Origin of the sequence: Gardnerella sp. KA00127 (assembly GCF_049244125.1) — a bacterium.
In the GTDB taxonomy this organism is placed as follows: Bacteria; Actinomycetota; Actinomycetes; order Actinomycetales; family Bifidobacteriaceae; genus Bifidobacterium; species Bifidobacterium swidsinskii.
On the sequence record NZ_CP058377.1, the window covers coordinates 1,141,607 to 1,161,945 of the forward strand.

General features: G+C 36.0%; 14 protein-coding genes and 3 pseudogenes. 4 read left to right on the top strand and 13 right to left on the bottom strand.

From position 1 onward, the window contains the following. Positions 1-152: 152 nt before the first annotated feature. A complete protein-coding gene (locus tag HXT48_RS04415; protein ID WP_102155295.1) occupies positions 153-1,466 on the bottom strand; it encodes an MFS transporter in 1,314 nt (437 codons plus the stop codon). A 22-nt stretch (positions 1,467-1,488) separates the two neighbouring features. After that, positions 1,489-2,730, bottom strand: a complete 1,242-nt coding sequence (locus HXT48_RS04420; protein WP_102155297.1) for a YcaO-like family protein — start codon at positions 2,728-2,730, stop codon at positions 1,489-1,491. Positions 2,731-3,509: 779 nt separating this feature from the next. Between HXT48_RS04420 and HXT48_RS04425 the strand changes: the two are divergent. Continuing rightward, positions 3,510-4,666: pseudogene (locus HXT48_RS04425) on the top strand (relaxase/mobilization nuclease domain-containing protein); the annotation flags it as partial. A 25-nt stretch (positions 4,667-4,691) separates the two neighbouring features. On the opposite strand, the gene HXT48_RS04430 reads toward HXT48_RS04425, so the two are convergent. From HXT48_RS04430 to HXT48_RS04470, 9 genes and pseudogenes are all read right to left on the bottom strand, one after another. Then, a complete protein-coding gene (locus tag HXT48_RS04430; protein WP_102155299.1) occupies positions 4,692-7,229 on the bottom strand; it encodes a DEAD/DEAH box helicase in 2,538 nt (845 codons plus the stop codon). Between the two features lie 122 nt (positions 7,230-7,351). Beyond that, the gene (locus HXT48_RS04435; protein WP_004110896.1) at positions 7,352-7,678 is read right to left on the bottom strand and encodes an abortive infection family protein; all 327 of its coding nucleotides are present in this window, start codon (positions 7,676-7,678) and stop codon (positions 7,352-7,354) included. Positions 7,679-8,085: 407 nt separating this feature from the next. Next, the gene (locus HXT48_RS04440; protein WP_102155301.1) at positions 8,086-8,853 is read right to left on the bottom strand and encodes a hypothetical protein; all 768 of its coding nucleotides are present in this window, start codon (positions 8,851-8,853) and stop codon (positions 8,086-8,088) included. A 21-nt stretch (positions 8,854-8,874) separates the two neighbouring features. Beyond that, on the bottom strand, positions 8,875-9,354 hold the full coding sequence (locus HXT48_RS04445; protein WP_102155302.1) for a DUF7689 domain-containing protein: 480 nt from the start codon (positions 9,352-9,354) through the stop codon (positions 8,875-8,877). A gap of 340 nt (positions 9,355-9,694) precedes the next feature. Further along, a pseudogene (locus HXT48_RS04450) lies at positions 9,695-10,576 on the bottom strand (phage portal protein); the annotation flags it as partial. Further along, positions 10,570-11,355, bottom strand: a pseudogene (locus HXT48_RS04455) (ParB N-terminal domain-containing protein); the annotation flags it as partial. The pseudogenes HXT48_RS04455 and HXT48_RS04450, both read right to left, overlap by 7 nt. 14 nt (positions 11,356-11,369) lie before the next feature. Next, complete coding sequence (locus tag HXT48_RS04460; protein ID WP_421792991.1) at positions 11,370-12,155, bottom strand: S-adenosylmethionine synthetase N-terminal domain-containing protein; 786 nt, start codon at positions 12,153-12,155, stop codon at positions 11,370-11,372. A 688-nt stretch (positions 12,156-12,843) separates the two neighbouring features. Continuing rightward, positions 12,844-13,740: a hypothetical protein gene (locus HXT48_RS04465; RefSeq protein ID WP_004122116.1), complete on the bottom strand. Its 897-nt coding sequence runs from the start codon at positions 13,738-13,740 to the stop codon at positions 12,844-12,846. A gap of 92 nt (positions 13,741-13,832) precedes the next feature. Continuing rightward, complete coding sequence (locus tag HXT48_RS04470; protein ID WP_225791482.1) at positions 13,833-15,779, bottom strand: type I restriction enzyme endonuclease domain-containing protein; 1,947 nt, start codon at positions 15,777-15,779, stop codon at positions 13,833-13,835. A 580-nt stretch (positions 15,780-16,359) separates the two neighbouring features. Between HXT48_RS04470 and HXT48_RS04475 the strand changes: the two genes are divergently transcribed. From HXT48_RS04475 to msr(D), 3 genes are all read left to right on the top strand, one after another. After that, complete coding sequence (locus tag HXT48_RS04475; RefSeq protein ID WP_000873143.1) at positions 16,360-16,530, top strand: hypothetical protein; 171 nt, start codon at positions 16,360-16,362, stop codon at positions 16,528-16,530. 385 nt (positions 16,531-16,915) lie between these two features. Then, entirely contained in the window at positions 16,916-18,133 is a 1,218-nt protein-coding gene (gene mef(A) / locus HXT48_RS04480; RefSeq protein WP_000417519.1) for a macrolide efflux MFS transporter Mef(A), read from the top strand. A 119-nt stretch (positions 18,134-18,252) separates the two neighbouring features. After that, on the top strand, positions 18,253-19,716 hold the full coding sequence (gene msr(D), locus HXT48_RS04485) for an ABC-F type ribosomal protection protein Msr(D) (protein WP_000420313.1): 1,464 nt from the start codon (positions 18,253-18,255) through the stop codon (positions 19,714-19,716). Positions 19,717-19,833: 117 nt separating this feature from the next. On the opposite strand, the gene HXT48_RS04490 is transcribed toward msr(D), so the two are convergent. Both HXT48_RS04490 and HXT48_RS04495 read right to left on the bottom strand, forming a co-directional pair. Next, complete coding sequence (locus HXT48_RS04490; RefSeq protein ID WP_004121959.1) at positions 19,834-20,124, bottom strand: DUF5960 family protein; 291 nt, start codon at positions 20,122-20,124, stop codon at positions 19,834-19,836. Next, positions 20,124-20,336, bottom strand: coding sequence for a helix-turn-helix domain-containing protein (locus HXT48_RS04495; RefSeq protein ID WP_004121956.1), 213 nt, complete (start codon positions 20,334-20,336; stop codon positions 20,124-20,126). Before HXT48_RS04495 ends, HXT48_RS04490 begins: the two co-directional genes overlap by 1 nt. Positions 20,337-20,339 lie beyond the last annotated feature (3 nt).

The window sequence follows — 20,339 nt, forward strand, 5'->3', positions numbered from 1 at the left end:
ACTCGCTCTGCAGACGTAAACTCACATCTTGTAAAAGAGCTTGTTAATAGAGCAAAGGATACCCCCCCCCGCGTAATAATTCAAGTAATATAGGCAAAAACTACCATGCGATTAAGGTAACAACTATATTCAATATTAAATATTACAAATAATCATGCGAGCGCCGCATAGCTAGTGTTTGGCAACTGCGGCAAAACAACAATCAAACCGGCGGTAAAAATCAGCGCGAGTATAGGCAAAAGCTGCCATTGGCACGTAGATGAGAATGCAAATCCAATCCAAGAACCAGTAGTAGCACCAATCGCAAACGCGAGTCGTGCCCAACCAGAAAACTTAGCGAGCGCACTTCCTTTAAACAGAATCTGACGCGCAACAATAATCGGCTCTACTAGTAACATTCCACCAATCGCTTGAAGGAAGAATGCGAAGCACATCATTGGCAAAAGATTAATAAACATAAGGCAATAAGCAAGCAAGCTCACAGCAATACCTAAAATCGCAACTTTTCTTAAACCGAGTTTTTGAGAAGAGTGCGCATATAAAACGGATGCGAGCACGCTTCCTACACCAGTGAAAATATACAGTATTGTTAAAGATTGAGAGCTATATTGTTTACCGATACCGAGAAGAATATAAGAAACAGAGCATGCAGGAATAAAAGCAACCAAAAGAGATCCTGCAAGAAGCATGATTTTACTCTTGAGTGACGGATTCGCAGATTGCTTAGCTGCAGATTTATTGGCAACGTCATTTTCTTGCGATACTTGCGATACTTGCGATACTTCTCCTTCTTCACTAATCGCTTGCGATTCATTCTCTACATCTTGCAACGCTTCCTCTTCTGCGCAAGACGCTTGCGCAATGTCTTGTTTCATAATAAATCGCGTAGCACAAGCCGCAAAAGAAGTCACGGACGAGAAAATCAAAACCGCAGGAATCGACCAGCTCGCAATCCACGATCCTAATGGAGAGCCAAGTAATGTTCCTGTAATACTTGCCAAAATGCTCACAATGCCGCTGTAGTTTACAATCATGCTGTCGTCGCCGCCTGCAGCATCAACCTCGAAAACTTCGCTAGCAATATCAATCACTTGACCTGTAATCAACAATGCACAAGAAAGAGCTACAAGCGACCACTTCCACGCAGGAGAGCCAAACATAAGAAGCGGCAGCAAACCGAGCACGCCTTCTACGCCCTCAGTCATAGCAAGAGCGCGAAAACCGCCAAGCTTATCAACAATCCAACCAGAGCATGGCGAAAGAAAATCGGCAACCGTCATAAAAGTCTTACGAAAACCAATCACCCAAGCTGGCAAACCCACAATAATAATAGAAGGCAAAACCGATCCTTCATACGCTTGATTACCAAGCATAGAAAAACAGAAGCCAACCAAAGCCCATCGCAATGCTGGACTAATAGATCTCATACGAATAAAAATATTATTCCGCTTACCAATAGCCTTCATAATAAGCCCCTTATAAATTACATTAATTGTGTTGACGAATCGACATTATTGATTTACGTTTTCTTAGACGACCTATAAGTTCAGCAGGAAAACCATGACGAATAACATGAAAACGTTCCAATCCTGGTGCGACAATTTGCACAACACTAGGATTGCATTTCATCGATTTACGCTCATAGTGGAATGCGTCACGTTTCCATATATCTATTCCGTACTTATGAAGATCATTTACTATATTATTTATCTGAATTTCTATGTTAGGAATAGATAAAGTGTCACGTATATCATATGACACTAATTTTTGTGAAAATTTCCCACTATCCTGTCTAATTTTTTCTAAGAATAAAGCTTTCTTAATATTTGGATATGAATGTACAAGATGTTTTAGTCTTTTGGATCTATCACGTTCTTCAGGATTAGAATAATCTTTATCTGCACATAACTCTTGCCATAACTCAAGAAGCGAACGATATGTTGCGTATCCTAAAAATTGCGATGCGCCGCATCCAAAAGTAGGAATTTCTTCTCTATCTGTCTTATAACATATAGATAGCACCACTGAGCCAGACAAAGCTGGAATCGATACAATATACACCTTGTTACCAGTTGCGCTCTCAATAGCCTGTTTTATTTCTTTCAATAATTCACAATTAGGAATTAAAAACTCTACGCATACATCATCAAATATATTAGAAAGAAGAATATTAGATGTTGCATCTCGTTCAATAAGTTCATTAAGCGCATGCAAAGTCGCTTCTTGGATAGAAGCACCTGCGGCCCATCCATTATTTGTATAGTAGCAACGAATTAAATTTTCATCAATAGAAGAAAACTCACCAGTAGACTTTCCACCGCAGTATTCTGGTGGTAACGAAGCAATAGCATTATCACTCATACTATAAAAAGTATAATCAGTATTTTTGCTTGCTGAATTAGAAAGATTAAGAATCGCATCTCCTTTTATTCGAAGAGATGATGAACAAGAATACAAAACAGACTGATTCGAATATACTATATGTTCCAATAATTCATATAAACCGCTAGTTAGAGATTCAAGCCCAAGACCTTTACCTCTAGCGGATTCTAAAACAATATCTGCACAATCAGCCTCATCTAAATAAACACACGAATCCAAAATACAAGTAGTGTCTAATGCTGATACTTCAACACTCCATTGCCACTTCTTTAAGGCAAATACCTCAATAATTGATGACAAAGAATCCATCAATGTAAATTCTCGTTCAGGTGAAACAAAATTAACCATAACATATCTTTTCACAAAATAATGCTGGCAATTTTATTACAAAATAACAAAACCGCCAGCATGTTTATTTCAATTTTCATCATCGTCTGGTATTTCACCAACAAAGAAATCACTCATACTAGTAAGATGTGGAGTGCTGTGTTCAGTTCTAGTACGTCCCATAACATTCACCTTTCAATAAAAAATAATAACTCATTTAATTTCCTTTTAAGTTCATTTAAGAACTTTAATAGGAGATGCTATTACTTCTTACAAAAAAATACAATACAGTTATAAGTCATGAATACAAAACAGTAACAAATAATAAATTTTATTAATTATTTTAAGAAAGACTTATAGTAAATTATTGTATACTATTCTTGTAATACTGTATATCTTGCCTAATCGTTTCTAGCGAACTTTGTGTGCCCACATGTCTTGCGTAGGTTTTAAGTAGTCTTTTTTGCATGTTTTGACCGCTTAATTATGAATGGTTTTACCTAAGATCGTAAGGAGATAGTAGCCATATGTGTCTAATTTGCACTTTATTAGCTATGCTTGGAGTCCTGGAACACAGATTAATACCGTCGCTACAATTTTGGCCGGTGCTGTGGTGACGCTTCTAGTGTTCTGGAAACAACACAAGACAAGGTAGCAGTAAAACTATACTTTTCATACACAGAAGTAGCAGCGGCAACAACCGCAAAAGCAGACAACACCATCATGCGCATTTAATGTCGCCAACAATATTCCCTCATAAACGAAGCAATTACCTGCAAATCTTTGCCTTCATAATATTCAACAAGCAACTTTTACTACGCACTCATAAATGCCACGAATCAACTGCCCACACTCAGTTTTTAAGGACACGAAAGACGCGAGAGCAAAAAACCGTTTTTGCAAGACATCTCATTCAATCATTTTTACCGGGAGAAACAAGTCCTGAAATGGCTCACCAGATTGGTATAAAGCTGTATAAGAATATACTTAAAGACAAGTACGAATTTGTCTTATCTACTTACGTAGATAAGGGCATATCCACAATCACATCATCTTCAACAATGTAAATATGATAACGGGTAGATGCCACCAGTCTAATAAGAAAAGCTGTCATCAAATCAGGTATCAAAGCGACAAGTTATGCAAAGAAAACAACCTACCTGTCATTGATGAGTTTTACGAAAGTTACAAGAAGAAATATAAGACTAACGGTAAATCTTGGTATGAGAATAAACAGACAAAGCGTGGTACTTCTTGGAAAAGCAGGCTGCAATTTGATATTGACAGAATGGTAAAACAGTTTAAGGATTGGGATGATTTTTTAAAGAAAATGGCTAATCTTGGCTATGAAATTAAGTATAGCAAACACATTGCTTTTAAACCGAAAGATAAGCCGAGATTTACAAGATCTAAAACAATCGGAGAAGATTATACTGAAGAAAGGTGAAAGGAAGCAAAGGCTATGAATATTGGGCAACCAAATATAACCTTAATATAATGGCTGACTCTGTTATCTTTCTCAGAGAACAAGGTATTAAATCCGTTAAGCAACTTGATGAATACATAAAGAAAAGTGCTGAAGAAAGACAGAACTTATAAGATAAAATCAAAGAAATTGATAAGGATATGCAGCTGCTTTCTGATACGATGGAACAAGTTCATACTGTTAAAAAGTATCGAGCCTACTACAAAGAATATAAAGCAAGTCCTTCTAATAAGGCATTTTTCGAGGAGTATAAGGCTGAAATCACACGCTACGAAAAAGCTCTTACAAAACTTAAAAAAAGTCCTATTCAAAGTCGCCTAATTCAAAGGATATTTTAGATAAACTTGATAAATTGCAAGGAAAAAGAATACCATTATGCAAGAGCATTCTTCTGCAAAATCTACAATGGACGAGCTTTATCAAATACGAAAGAACTATGGAATTTATATGGGTAAGGAGATGGAGAGATAGCGTCTCTCCATCTCTATTAACTATTTTATTTTTTTAAATGATATATATCTTCAATATAATTTCCTGGAAAATTCTCAATATTTAATTTGTACATATTTAAATACCCTTGGATTTTTTCATCAGATAATGAATCTAATTCGTATTTTTCGATTTCTTTTACAAACTTTTTTAGATTATCTTTTAGCTTTTTTAAACCATTCCTTCTCATCACGAAAACTTTCTCATTAAAATCCGCATCATGTGCTAACTGCTTAGTAGGAATTATCATTATGCGCAAAACATCTACAAGTTCCCCATACTCTTCCTTAAACCATCCACAATGGTTATTAAATTGACCTGCTTCTGATTTTTTTATAGCATTTCTATTTTCGTCCACTTCATCTTTACACTCAAAAAATACATATTTTTTATTTGAAACACACCACAAATTATCTGGACCCTTTCTAATTTCTTTATCTGGTCGTTGACTAACATAGCCTAGAATTTCACCTAAGTTTTTTAATGCAGATTCAAATTTTTCAGCCGCAATGCCAAAAGAAAGATTTTCTATCAGTTCATTTATATAAAGATTAAATTCATTAAAACTGTCATATTTGCCAATATTTCTTTTGAATCTATTTATTCTATTTTCATTCAGGAAAGAGATTTTTGAATATGCAATTCCCTCTTTAGGCTTTAATAATTGAGGATTCTTTTTAAATGCGGACTTTTGAAGTTTTTCTGATTTTTCCTCTGAATACATATAGGCATATCTTGCCATCTGCTCTAAATACCAGCCTTTTTCTAAATCATCCTTGATAAACTTATCAATGAATTTTTGTGTCCTTTCTACAGCAAGTTCATATTCTCCCTGTGAAAATAATTTTTCTAATTCATTTTCTTCTGCGTATCTGTCATAAATTTTATTTTCTACGTTATCTTGAACAATTGCATTCATTTCACCAGTGTAATACTCTTTCCACCCTTCATCCCTTTTGAGAATTTGACTTATTAGTGAAATAATCTGCTTCATAGGCTGATCTTCTTCACTAATTTCTTCTTTTGCCATTTTTGCGACTTCAAACCCAATCTCTATTTGTTTCTGTGTCTGGGCAGAAAAATATTTTCTTGTTAACACGCCTCTCATAAATTTTTCTATATCAGATCCTATTACAAGAATAGCGCAATAATCTTTTTCTCCACGAACAGCCCTTCCTAATCCTTGTTCAATCTTTTGTGCTATTTTTTTATTTATAATTTCACTATTAGGGCAACACTTTTCTTCATATCTATCAGAGAAGTTGTTTAGAAATGGCATTGAATCCATTATCAAAACTCTGCAGCTTTCATCTGGCAAATCAATCCCATCATATCTATTATTTATCACAACGGTTTTTCCAAAATTACTTTTTCTTAGATCGTCTATCACAGAAAATAATTCTTGATTATTTTGTGGAAGTTTTGAACCTAATTTACTGTAATAGATAGCTCTTTTTGTATTTGGAACAATAGCAACAATTCCAAAATTCTTAGTATTCACCGATGCAAATTTAGTTGCAACTAAGTCTCTATCACAGGTCTCACATATTAGTGATGGCATCAATATCATCTTTTCACCAGACCATCTTAATTGTGGATACACAATTGGATTAGCTACTGCATCACTTGAAAAATTTAATCCTTTGACAAAGAAAATATCTTCTTGAGTTGTTGCAGACATTAAAATTCTTCTCTTAGCTTTTGAGAATGTCCCAAATTGTTCTACGTTAATGTTATATGGAGCAATCTCAATCTTACTTCCTGAAATAAAACAAGAATATTCTATTATTTTATCCTTCATCAATGGCCACACAAACTTAATTTCATCCATATTGGTAAAATCAGATAGAATAGATAAAAGTTCAGCCTTTTTACTATTCCATGCCCAGTATGGAACCATCATGAAAGTTTCGTATTCTCCAGATTTAATATCTAAATAGCTCCCCTCACCTTGCTCTATTAAATCATCTGAGAATAACGTTAGTATCTTATTATAAATGGTTTCATTGTTTTCCCTGCTTATAGTTACAGTAAACGAATTCTTTAATACATCTATACAAGCATGAGAATCGTCCAAAACAATTGTTCCTGCTTTTGTACAATTATTACCTATTCCAAAAATTGATTTCCCATTAAATATTTTATGTGCATGAGTTATTAGTATTTTTTCACCTGATAAAAACTCATTAGGAATTTCATTATTATTATCAATTGCACAAAATGGAATACCAAATTTTTCAGCTTCCCAACAAACCTGTTTGACTAAATAAATATTAGGACAAACATATATGCATGGACCCTCTCCTAAATTAAGTACTGATTGTAGCATTAGTAAACCAATTAAAGTTTTCCCTTCTCCAGTATGAAGCTTTACAATGAGATCTCTTTCATCTTTTCTATTGTTATACCACTCTTCCAAAGCATATTTTTGAACAGGTCTTAAAGGACCTGCGATACTCTTTCTATCAAGCGTTTTATATAAATCAATAGGATTGGTAATTTTCGATTTACTTTTTAAAGCAATTCTTTTCTTAAAATCTACCATTTTTAGTATCTCCATTTAATTTTATCATTCTCATTTATTTGCATTTATTAATAAAAATATATCCCACAAATAGCAGACAAGAGTTATACCTGCCCCAACAGATAATTCTGCATGTCGTTTTGTTAATCCATTAATTTTGCAGAACGACCATGCCCACTTCCATAATGATTTCTTAATTCAATTATTCCACTACTTAAACCATTAAGACTCCCTGTAATTTGTTTCACAATTTCTTCTTCTAAATCCATTGCCACGCCTTTATTGGGAATATTCAATGAACTTAGAGTTTGTTTTACAAGTTGTCCCATATTTATTGAATCTTTTATAATTTCACCGTTGCTTTCAATGATTGTTTTACAACAACTTTCTAGTAATTCTTTTGACTTTCCTATTGCTTCTGTCGGATTTTCATTACACATTGCTACCATCAAATCTATTTGCTGATTCATATATTTACTAGAAATTTTTTCTTTAACTCTTCTGATACTGTAGAAAATTTCTTAGAATATTGCTTTTCTCTTTCAATAATTTCCTTACACTTATTAATTATAAAGAGATTTGTATGTGCTTCCGTTATAAGCTTTATCATCTGATTCTATTTCTAAGGAATATTGCACTTCATAATATTCCAGTAAATCATGATTCTTCAGCAATCGTACCGTTAAGAAACAGTGTCCTCTCCAATATTTCATTTGACTCCTGATTTTCCTTCTGGTTTTTCCACTGCCAAAACTTCCTCATTACCTTTTCCTCCTCTCTTATATAAAGAAGCGACCAAGAAAACCTTGGTCGCTTCATGTTTGTATAACACTCATATAATACCTAAAGAACTAGCTTTACAGTTAGATAATCCACCTTACTTGTATGCTCTTCCATTTAAGGAAACTAGAGAATCAAATAATTGTATTTCATCTAGAATACTCTCAGTTGGAGTTCTTTCCGTTATTGCAAGTTCTTTATACTTACTAGTAATTCCCTTAACAGCTTCTAATATCGATGGTTTAGAAACTTTGGAATCACTTTTCCTATACTCTTTAATTAAATCAGAAACTGCAAAAATCCCTAATTCCTTGAATTTCTGAGTTCGGTCATGATCATTCAAAGTTTCATTATTACTGATTCTTTCAACATTAAACCTTGTATTGTTTACTTTTTCGTCATAAGCCATCCTAAACTCTAACGAATTTTTCCAACCATAGTCAGAATTGTAAACAAACTTTTCACCAGTTATGTCTTCAATAGCCATAGCTAGAATATACTCATAGCATCCAGCATCTCTACTATCATAAATAGCATCGTAAAGAGGTTTAATTGCCTTCAGTCCCAGTTTCAATATTCTTTGATAGTTTTTAGAATTCCTAATAAACTTTCCTGGATGTGCCTGCATAGCCACTTGTGGATTAGTCTTCGTCTCAGTTTCTAATTCCACCATCAACTTATTCATGGATCCCTTTATATCATCTAACGTTTCAGCATAAGCTACGTTTACTGGCATCAATTTATGAGCTATATTCCCACTATTCTTTGATGCTTGATTATTTCCAATAATAAAAATTCCAGTAGATACAAATAGAACCAATAAAAGTAAAGTTCCTAGCGAAATATACATTTTTTTCTTAGACATAGTATTACACCTCCTAGAATTCTAATTCGCAGTGTATTTGTGTTGCAAAGAACCATAAACAGAATTAGGGTAATAAGGATCATGACTACCATGGTTAAACAGCTCCAATTGTCCCCATTTAGCACGGCACCACTTAAGACCAGTAACCTTTGCAAAATGAACAATTTTATCAGGAGAATGACCATACGCTAGAATAAATGGATCATATTTATAAGGTCTATAACCTTTCTTTGCCAGATAATTATCCAATTGCGCTTTAGTAGCAGCATCACCAAAGTCACTAGGCCATTCGTACGTCATACTACCAGTTGCAAATCCTAGACAATTATATGCTGGCGTAGCCTTATCACTATAAAACCATGTCCATGAAATACTATCATAAAACGATTTTGGTTGAGATAAAGTATACGCATAAGCAACAGAATTGGATGTAAAAAACAACATTCCAACAACCATTACATAAGCGGTTATTGCTGATAACATCTTTCTTTTTCTAACCATTTGTAAGCACCTCCTTAAAAACAACATCTTTGACTAAGTAAGATTGAGATTAATCAGCTTTTATCTCGAATAATCATTATTCTTGTACATTTTATGATTTTTATAATGTCACATAAATTATTCCACCCTTTCTGCTACTCTTAATTTGTTGTATACTCTCATAGTGTAGGATATTATCTTAGTTAAGTATCCATAGAGATTAAATTCTATTTTTCGCTTAACGTTAAGATAATTCGTTATGTCTTCGTTGCCTAAATGATTCATCCACTGTCTAAACAGTTATACTATAACAATATTAATTTAACATGTTATATTAATATTATCAAGACACAAATTCATCTTAATCACCTAACTTATTTCTGCCAATTACAGTGAACGCTCCCGCACGGTTAAGTGGGAGCATGTTACCGTTAATCAAATACAAGTCACCACCCTCACAGGCGGGAATCTTATCCAGGTTTTCTAACTGTCTAATATCGTTTGCGCTCATCCAACCGTTTTGACGAGCGGTAGCATAACCATTCATACGACTCTGATAGTCTCCTCGAAGAAGACCATCCACGTTAAACTTCACATAATAAGTTTCTTTCTCCTTATCAGTAAAAAGCCGCCTCGTAATAGACTGTTCAAAACGCGCCACCCAAGGATCAAGCGTGTATTTCACAAACTCCAGCGACTGCTGCTCAATATTAGAAAAACTCGACTTTTCCAAATCACCAACCATGTGTGGTGGGACTCTAAAAATACGAGCGATCTCGTTAATCTGAAACTTACGAGTCTCAAGAAACTGTGCTTCGTTAGGCGAAATAGAAATAGGCGTATACTTCATGCCTTCCTCTAAAATCGCTATCTTATGCGAATTAGAACCCGAGAACCCCTTATTCCAACTATCCCTCATACCAGACGGATCTTTTACTGTACCGGGGTATTCCAAGATTCCGCTTGGTGTAGCACCGTTAGCGAAAAACGATGCACCATACTCTTCCGTAGCTATCGCCATACCGATAGCGTTTTTTGCCATCGCAATAGGCGAATAGCCAACAAGCCCGTCAAAACCAAGACCGGGAATATGAAGCACGTCAAAGGGTTTAAGTTTCACACTCGTTTCTTTACCCGCTAAAACATCACTATCACTTAACGTATACTCGTAAAAAATTTGACCACTCTCATCCCGGTCAACTCTCATACGATCAGGCATTAAAGGGTATAAGCCTAAAACCTCGCGTCCTGGAATGCTTTTCTAAAATTCAATCCCTCCGTGTCAGCATGAAACACGTAGATAGACGCATCATCCGCCATCGCCTGCTCCATGTTCACGAACGAGTTGAAAAGAAACTGGTAAAACTTATCATCCTCCATATTATCGTTTTTAATTTTCCCAGCAGCACCCTCATAGTTCACGTTATAAGGCGGATCAGTAACCACCAGATTCACTTTAGTATCCTCAAGAAGCGTCTTATATGTTTCTAACTTAGTAGCATCACCGCAAATAACACGATGCTTACCAAGCGTCCACATGTCACCTGTTTTAGAAAAACACGGTTCTTCCAGCTCTTTTTCAACATCAAAATCGTCTTCGTTTACGTCTTTATCAGCATCAAAAATACTGGAAAGCTCCACCTCGTCAAACCCGAGAAGATCAAGGTTAAAATCAGCTCCTTCAAGCTCTGACAACTCGACTGCTAAAAGCTCACTATCCCAGCCGGCGTTAAGTGAAAGCTTATTATCCGCAATAATATAAGCACGCTTTTGTGTTTCAGTTAAATGGTTTTCTTTCACGCACGGAACTTTTTTAAGACCCAGTTTTAATGCCGCGGCAAGCCTGCCGTGGCCTGCGAGAATCGTATTATCTTCCGCCACTAGAATTGGGGATAGAAAACCAAACTCGCGAATACTTGCCGCTATCTGAGCCACTTGTGCCTCAGAGTGCGTGCGAGCGTTTCTCACATACGGGATAAGCTCACTTACGTCAGCCAAATAATACTGCATTTCTTTTTCCATAAGCTTTCCTCCCATTAGAAAAGACCCCAGCAAGCCAGCTTTTCAAAACCACCCACCGAGTCAATATAATCTTTCGCAATTTCCACAATCTGCGAATACGGTTTACCATCAACCATTTCATCCCCGATAGCACAAGAAAACTCAACCACCCGACCGGTTTCCTGTGCTTTCAAGAACGCGTAAATGTTAACCGACACATCAGCTTTCGTAAGATCTTTACCATGCAATCCGCCGCCTGTAACAGCATAAGCCATGTCTGACCCGAGTTTTCGGTTAACCGCTCCCGTATCCACGCTGATACCACCCGTCCAGTCGCCTAAAGGATTAACAAACGCATTCGGATAGTCTTTCAATAAGTCTTCTCGTTTAGCGTGAGACTGGCAGATGATAAGCTTTTCACCATCAAGAACATACTTGCCGTCATACGGATACTTTTCATAAACCTTTCGAGCAATAGTAGAAAGTTTCTTCTGCTCGCCTGTTAGTGGTACGCCTTTAAAAATCCCGTTATCAGCGCAGCGAACCATACCGTTTTGGTTTCGGCTTAAATGCTTATCCTGCGGCACAACCGTAATATCAATCTTTACTTTCCCAGGGCTTAAACGGTGGATAATATTTTTAATATCCTTAAACTTAAACATCACCGTGCTTTCAATACACACGGCACACTTACCATGCCCGAGCATCACTTCAACAGCAATCTTCGGATTCTCATCCAGCTTGTAAGCCAGATCAACAATTGCTCCAGCAATACGATCCGCAATCTTGTCGACATGTGACGGGTTTACTTTTTCTATCATAATTTTTCTCCTTATATGTTTTTACGTGTAATAAGCAGGCGTTCTGTAGCGGTCGGAGCGATGGAGAGAACATACAAAAAGAGCCGGTACTCTAGGTGAAGTACCGGCTTTCTTAACTGAAAATAACCATAGGAAAATAGAGGTACTTCACATAGCACCCCACGGAATAAACCCGTAGAGACTCTACGATGTATCTCATCGCCCTATAGCTAATCAGGCTTTGTGATTTAAATTTGATGTTCTCAACCTATGCAACGATATTCATTTCATTAGTTGAAATCACATCAGAGTTATTGATTAACTCTGAATTAAATATAATCAAGTAAAGAAAGTAATAGAAGATAGTAAAAAATAGCATAACTTTAATGGAAAAGTAATGCTAAATTATTTACATTACTCGTCATTAAAGTATATAAGCGATATATTCCAAATAAATTGACATTACTTTTTGCAACCAAAAAATAAAGCCATGCTATAATCCATGACTTTATTACAATAGAAAGGATTCAAAATGCCCTTGATCAAAGAAAAAATTCCGTAAATAAAGGAGTGTTCAGTAAGGGATTAAAAGAAAACCAACTGAAAGCCTTTAAGCGGGAACATAAGAAATAAAACGACCATACAAGAGTAGAGATACTCTGTGTGGCCGTTTTCTTATACTCAGATACCGAAATAGTATTTGAGATTTTTAGAACAAACCTTGTATTTGAGCTTGTATTAACACTGCAGTAACGCTGGCACCTGTATTAATTAAAAAGTCTTTTAGTCCAACCAATGCTGATTTTAAAATATGCGGTTTCTTCTCTTCTTCAATTTTTAATTTGATGTCAGCTAATAATTCTGTTGCGGTTTCTATATCCTCTTTTGATAAATCAGATTCACTAATACTTTTTTCAACGGCATCAACTACATCCTTAACTTTATCATAGGAAAATGTAACTGTATTCTCACTTCCAGACACTATCTGTACATTATCGGATGGCGAATTGATCACACTTGTATTCCCGTAATAATTATTCACGGTTTGCGGCATGTTCACTGCGGATTCTTTTTCAGTCTCAGAGAAAACCATATTTTCCCCTACAATACCTTCCGATTCTAATTTCAATGTCCATTCTAAAATAGTATTTTTGACTTTTTCTTCAATGTCTTTAACTGCAGTTGTAGGTACATGTAATGCATAATCCATTGGAAGTAGCGAATCAGCCATTTTATCAAACAATGCAAGTTGTTCGCCTGAAAAATCTAAAGTTAATACATTTCCTGAGGACTGACATAAAGAAATGATTTCAGAAATTGAATTTACTAACTTTCTTTCACAAATCTTTTTTTCGTATTCATTATCCTGTATTGAGGTTGGAATCCAACCGCGATAAGGATTGAAAGTTTTTAAACTTCCACGAACCTTTCTATACTCAGGGCAAGATTCTGGGTCAGGATAACCATTTAATTCGTGTTGAATCCATTGATCAAAATCAGCAAGCTTTAATTTTGATGCAATCAAATGTGCTTTGCGTAATATATTAACAACATCGCAATTTGATGACACAATTTCATTCTGTAATTCTAAAACAATACTTCCCATGTTATTCACCATCCTTCTTTCTACCATATAGGGCACTATTCTCAGCAAACATCATAGTTCTTCACATAGAAGCAATAAGGAAAAGGAATAATCTAACTTTCTGAAGTTGTTTCAGAATGCTCCTCAAAATTTTCTACCTGCTCCATCACCTTTGTGAACACTTCAGGACTATACTGTGGCGGATAGCCGTTCTTAACCAAACAAATCTTTATCTTCAATTTTAACTGATTACGCACATTCTGATTGTTGAGCCAGTCCACAAATGAAGACTCGGTATCTATTATTTCCTTAACTTTTTTAGCAAGTGTCTTGCATTTATCGTTTATCACAACACCGTTAACTTCTTTGTCAATGCCATATTCAAACTTATACTGGTCACGAAGAGCAATCAAAATATCATAGAATGCCTTTTCTTCAAAGGTTAATCCTATTTTACGGAAACTCTCACGATTTTCGTTCATCTGACGAAGTATCACTAAAGCTTGTTCAGTTGCAGCCTTAATAATATCTTCTGAGGCAGCTTCCTGTGTTGCCCCGGCTTCTTCAGCAGTAAGGTGCTTACGTCTTTCATGGTACTCATCAATAGTCTTTTCAATCATTTCTTGGAAAGATTTCGCTGCTAATTGGTTAACCCTGCCATATTCCTTTATTTGCTTACGGAGCATTTTGATAAGTAATTCTAACTTTGTAGCAGGCATTTCTACATCTGATAATTTTTCAAAGTATTCAGGAGAGAAGATATCTTCTTCCTCGCCACTTTCAAGAACACTTTCTACCTTATTGTATTTTAATGCCTCTTCAACCATCTTTGATACCACAAGATTCATAGTTTCAGCATCAACATCGCTGGTTCCACTCATTTTACGAACGAAGCCTGCTATAGCCATAAAGCACTGTGCAAGCGCAGATTCTTCTTCGCCCAGATTTCCAGAAGGTTGGCAAATATCAAAAGCACTTCTCATTCTCTTAACAGACTTTAAGAAATATGTCTTAAATGAGACCTGATTAGTTTTTCCGTTTCCTTCTGTCTGCAAGACCTGTGCTGATGTAAAGACATACTCAGCCGCTTTGGAAAGTAATTTATATCTTTCAACAGGGTCACATTTCGTATTAAGGAATGGAGCTAAGTCATAATCTGTAAACAGTGCTTTAAGTATTTCAATCTCCTCCCTGAATGCAGAGGTAGCCTGCTCAACGTCATCCGATGTGGGAGCAACTGATGTATCACCACCGTAAACCTTCATGGCCTCACGCATATTATCGCGAATGCCAATATAGTCGATAACCATACCATATTCTTTGCCGGGATATTTTCTGTTTACACGACTGATAGTTTGAATCAGCAAGTGCTTCTTCAAAGGCTTATCGTTATATAAATATGTAAGTGACGGAACATCAAATCCCGTAATCCACATATCAACTACGATAACAATATGGAAATTAGACTTTTCCTGTTTAAAGGCTGCATCCAGTTCTTCGCAACGTTTATCATTTTTAACTCCACCAAGATAGTTATACATCTCAGCTTCATCATTACTTCCAACACTCGATACCATAGCCATAAATGGCATAGGCTTTAATTCTTTAAGTTCTTCATCTGTTGCAGTAACTCCGTCAGGAGTTTTCTTTTCTTCAAACCATTCCGGATATTTATCCTTGAATTTCAAAAGAAGTGAATATGCAATTTTTCTGCTAGAGCAGACAATCATTGCTTTCTGAATTCTATCTGGGTCACTATCACAAGATGAAATATAATGGTCATGAATATCTATAGCAAGCCTCTCCAAGCGAGAAGGCTCGCCAAGGATAACTTCCATAGAACTCATTGCACGTTTACTGGCTTCAATATCATCATACGTTGCACCATCATCGGCACACTTTTTATAGTAATTTTCAATTTCTTTAGCTTTGGTCTTATCAAGTAACACCTTGGCAATACGAGGATGATACTTAATAGAAACAGTTAGTCCATCTGCGACCGCCTGATCCATAGTGTATCTATCAATTTCCTGACCAAAGGTCTGATATGTTTCGGCAATAGGAGTTCCTGTGAAACCTACAAACGTAGCATGTTGAGGCGGTAAGTTTGCTAGTCAAGGAGTAAAACGACGAAGATTAGCATTTACTTCCGCCCATGCGATAGCTGTCCGTGATTGACAAGTGCTAGCACGCAGACAGAACGGAGATAGCGAACCGCTGAGTGTGTCGCTCTGCTCGTAAAAGCTTAGAAACCTTTGAACGAAAGGGATAATGAAAGCCTTGATTGCAAGGCTTTTTGCTTTATGGTGGGTAAGTATCAGAGTGAGAAAATTTTTGGAATGAGTAGAAGTGATAGCTAGAAATTATCAGTTTCTATTTCCATTTACCCTGTGGGTACGTGTTTGTTTCCATTGACAAGGAGTTTGTGGGAATAGAAATGTACCCACCTTGTTTGAATCAAGTGAAGTGTAGTTGAAGGAAATCTGTTGAAAGCAATACTTCATTTTACCGAATAAGTAATAATTTAGGCAACTTCAAATCGATTAAAAAAAAACTATTTTAAAGGTTAAGAGTAGACAAAAATTGTCCACTCTTTTTTGCAAACTCAATTTATCAATAAATGAAATGAGGGAATGTAAAATGAAATATTTTGAGGTTGAGTTAGAAAATCCTGATGAATTTTTAAAACTACAAACAGAAGATTTTGTGAAAGCTAATCGCTTGCTACTAAGGAAGATAATCCAGAGCGTTACAGTCTATGAAGAAAACTTCGTCATATCCTTTAAATCTGGCATCGAATTGGAAGTATGAGTCTCATTCCATAACTTTTATATTGAACATATCATCTTGTTGTGTTATACTATAAATTGATATAAACAAAGATGTAGGAGGAACCGAAACTATGACAGCCTCAATGCGTTTAAGATAAGCTGGCAATAAAAAAAGCAGAATCTATACCCGATGATAGGCTTTTTTGTTGTGCTTATTTATACGATATTGAGCATTCATTAGTTACGGTGAGGATATTGGTTATTTAACTATACCTTTATTTAACTATGTCTTTAATATGAATGTTTCCAAATTGTATGTATGCAGACCAAAAGCCACATTGTGGGGTTTGGCCTGCATTTTTTATTGCCTAGAATGCTATTCAAAATAGAAATTCAAGCAAAATAATATGCAGGAGATAATATAAATGGAAAAATACAACAATTGGAAACGAAAATTTTATGCAATATGGGCAGGGCAAGCAGTATCATTAATCACTAGTGCCATCCTGCAAATGGCGATTATTTTTTACCTTACAGAAAAAACAGGATCTGCGATGGTCTTGTCTATGGCTTCATTAGTAGGTTTTTTACCCTATGCGATTTTGGGACCTGCCATTGGTGTGCTAGTGGATCGTCATGATAGGAAGAAGATAATGATTGGTGCCGATTTAATTATCGCAGCAGCTGGTGCAGTGCTTGCTATTGTTGCATTCTGTATGGAGCTACCTGTCTGGATGATTATGATAGTATTGTTTATCCGTAGCATTGGAACAGCTTTTCATACCCCAGCACTCAATGCGGTTACACCACTTTTAGTACCAGAAGAACAGCTAACGAAATGCGCAGGCTATAGTCAGTCTTTGCAGTCTATAAGCTATATTGTTAGTCCGGCAGTTGCAGCACTCTTATACTCCGTTTGGGATTTAAATGCTATTATTGCCATCGACGTATTGGGTGCTGTGATTGCATCTATTACGGTAGCAATTGTACGTATACCTAAGCTGGGTAATCAAGTGCAAAGTTTAGAACCAAATTTCATAAGGGAGATGAAAGAAGGAGTTGTGGTTCTGAGACAAAACAAAGGATTGTTTGCCTTATTACTCTTAGGAACACTATATACTTTTGTTTATATGCCAATCAATGCACTATTTCCTTTAATAAGCATGGAACACTTTAATGGAACGCCTGTGCATATTTCTATTACGGAAATTTCCTTTGCATTTGGGATGCTAGCAGGAGGCTTATTATTAGGAAGATTAGGGGGCTTCGAAAAGCATGTATTACTAATAACAAGTTCATTTTTTATAATGGGGACCAGTTTAGCCGTTTCGGGAATACTTCCTCCAAATGGATTTGTAATATTCGTAGTTTGCTGTGCAATAATGGGGCTTTCGGTGCCATTTTATAGCGGTGTGCAAACAGCTCTTTTTCAGGAGAAAATTAAGCCTGAATATTTAGGACGTGTATTTTCTTTGATCGGAAGTATCATGTCACTTGCTATGCCAATTGGGTTAATTCTTTCTGGATTCTTTGCTGATAAAATCGGTGTAAATCATTGGTTTTTACTATCAGGTATTTTAATTATTGGCATTGCTATAGTTTGCCAAATGATAACTGAGGTTAGAAAATTAGATTTAAAATAAACAATATTGGAGGAATATTTATGTATCTTATTTTCATGTAACTCTTCCTGCTAAAATCGCAGGGTTTTCCCTGCATACAAGCAAATGAAAGCATGCGATTATAGACAGGAGGAAATGTTATGGAATTAATATTAAAAGCAAAAGACATTCGTGTGGAATTCAAAGGACGCGATGTTTTAGATATAAATGAATTAGAAGTATATGATTATGACCGTATTGGTTTAGTAGGAGCAAATGGTGCTGGAAAAAGCACTTTACTCAGGGTACTTTTAGGAGAATTAACTCCCCCAGGATGTAAAATGAATCGTCTGGGTGAACTTGCCTATATTCCCCAGTTGGACGAAGTAACTCTGCAGGAGGAAAAAGATTTTGCACTTGTAGGCAAGCTAGGTGTTGAGCAATTAAATATACAGACTATGAGCGGTGGTGAAGAAACAAGGCTTAAAATAGCACAGGCCTTATCGGCACAGGTTCATGGTATTTTAGCGGATGAACCTACGAGCCATTTAGACCGTGAAGGAATTGATTTTCTAATAGGACAGCTAAAATATTTTACAGGTGCACTGTTAGTTATTAGCCATGACCGCTATTTTCTTGATGAAATAGTAGATAAAATATGGGAACTGAAAGATGGCAAAATCACTGAGTATTGGGGAAACTATTCTGATTATCTTCGTCAGAAAGAGGAAGAACGTAAGAGCCAAGCTGCAGAATACGAACAATTTATTGCGGAACGTGCCCGATTGGAAAGGGCTGCGGAGGAAAAGCGAAAACAGGCTCGTAAAATAGAACAGAAGGCAAAAGGTTCTTCAAAGAAAAAAAGTACTGAAGACGGAGGGCGTTTAGCTCATCAAAAATCAATAGGAAGTAAGGAAAAAAAGATGTATAATGCTGCTAAAACCCTAGAGCACAGGATTGCGGCCTTAGGAAAAGTAGAAGCTCCGGAAGGCATTCGCAGAATTCGTTTCAGGCAAAGTAAAGCATTGGAGCTCCATAATCCATACCCTATAGTCGGTGCAGAAATTAATAAAGTATTTGGGGATAAGGCTCTGTTTGAAAATGCATCTTTTCAAATTCCGTTAGGAGCAAAAGTGGCGTTAACTGGTGGTAATGGAATCGGAAAAACAACTTTAATCCAAATGATCTTAAACCATGAAGAAGGAATTTCTATTTCGCCTAAGGCAAAAATAGGTTACTTTGCACAGAATGGTTACAAGTACAACAGTAATCAGAATGTTATGGAGTTTATGCAGAAGGATTGTGACTACAATATATCAGAAATTCGTTCAGTGCTAGCATCTATGGGGTTCAAACAGAACGATATTGGAAAAAGTTTATCTGTTTTAAGCGGTGGAGAAATTATAAAATTGTTGCTTGCTAAAATGCTCATGGGTAGATATAACATCCTAATAATGGATGAACCCAGTAACTTCCTTGACATACCAAGTTTAGAGGCTTTGGAAATACTAATGAAGGAGTACACCGGAACTATCGTGTTTATCACCCACGATAAACGATTACTCGAAAATGTAGCAGATGTAGTTTATGAAATTAGAGATAAGAAAATAAATCTGAAACATTAAATTTAAGGTAGTCGCTGGTCAGTATAGTCTGTTCTGGTTGGCGACTCCATTGTTAAAGAGTATAAAGACTTTAGATTTTATGAATATTAAAAATAGGAACAGTCAATTGAACTGCTCCTATTTTTCTGCTAAATATATTGTAGTTTTCTTATATGTATAATGATAGATTAGCGGATTCTCATCTACGGTACTTACTTCAAATATGAAGAAGTGATCGCGGTTACCTGCATATTTGTTTTCTAACGCTTTTAGTGCGAGTAGGTTATCTCCATGTATGAGCATGTTTTCTGTATTAGGATCATTTTTGCAGTTTGATTTTTCTTTATCCTCAACTAGAATCCTAGGCTCTATTTTGATTTCTTTATCCTTACCAAGCCACGTAAGTTCCAGTTTTTGATTATTAGCCATTACTTTTCATCCTCCGCTATAAATTCCAAAATATCGTTGGGCGTGCAGTGTAAAGCTGTGCAGATACCTTCCACTTTTTCCAGTGATATATATTGCCCAGTGCGTAGTTTCGTAATAATGTTGGCGGAAATATTGCTCATTCTCATTAAGTCCTGATTGGAAATATCTTCTTCAATCATGCGATGTAATAGTTTTTTATAACTAACAGCCATAAT

Coding starts and splice junctions, on each gene's coding strand:
- HXT48_RS04460 (WP_421792991.1), bottom strand. CDS start 12,155: ATGATAGAAAAAGTAAACCCGTCACATGTCGACAAGATTGCGGATCGT.
- HXT48_RS04435 (WP_004110896.1), bottom strand. CDS start 7,678: ATGAATCAGCAAATAGATTTGATGGTAGCAATGTGTAATGAAAATCCG.
- HXT48_RS04415 (WP_102155295.1), bottom strand. CDS start 1,466: ATGAAGGCTATTGGTAAGCGGAATAATATTTTTATTCGTATGAGATCT.
- HXT48_RS04420 (WP_102155297.1), bottom strand. CDS start 2,730: ATGGTTAATTTTGTTTCACCTGAACGAGAATTTACATTGATGGATTCT.
- HXT48_RS04440 (WP_102155301.1), bottom strand. CDS start 8,853: ATGTCTAAGAAAAAAATGTATATTTCGCTAGGAACTTTACTTTTATTG.
- HXT48_RS04445 (WP_102155302.1), bottom strand. CDS start 9,354: ATGGTTAGAAAAAGAAAGATGTTATCAGCAATAACCGCTTATGTAATG.
- HXT48_RS04475 (WP_000873143.1), top strand. CDS start 16,360: ATGAAATATTTTGAGGTTGAGTTAGAAAATCCTGATGAATTTTTAAAA.
- HXT48_RS04430 (WP_102155299.1), bottom strand. CDS start 7,229: ATGGTAGATTTTAAGAAAAGAATTGCTTTAAAAAGTAAATCGAAAATT.
- HXT48_RS04465 (WP_004122116.1), bottom strand. CDS start 13,740: ATGGGAAGTATTGTTTTAGAATTACAGAATGAAATTGTGTCATCAAAT.
- HXT48_RS04490 (WP_004121959.1), bottom strand. CDS start 20,124: ATGGCTAATAATCAAAAACTGGAACTTACGTGGCTTGGTAAGGATAAA.
- HXT48_RS04495 (WP_004121956.1), bottom strand. CDS start 20,336: ATGGCTGTTAGTTATAAAAAACTATTACATCGCATGATTGAAGAAGAT.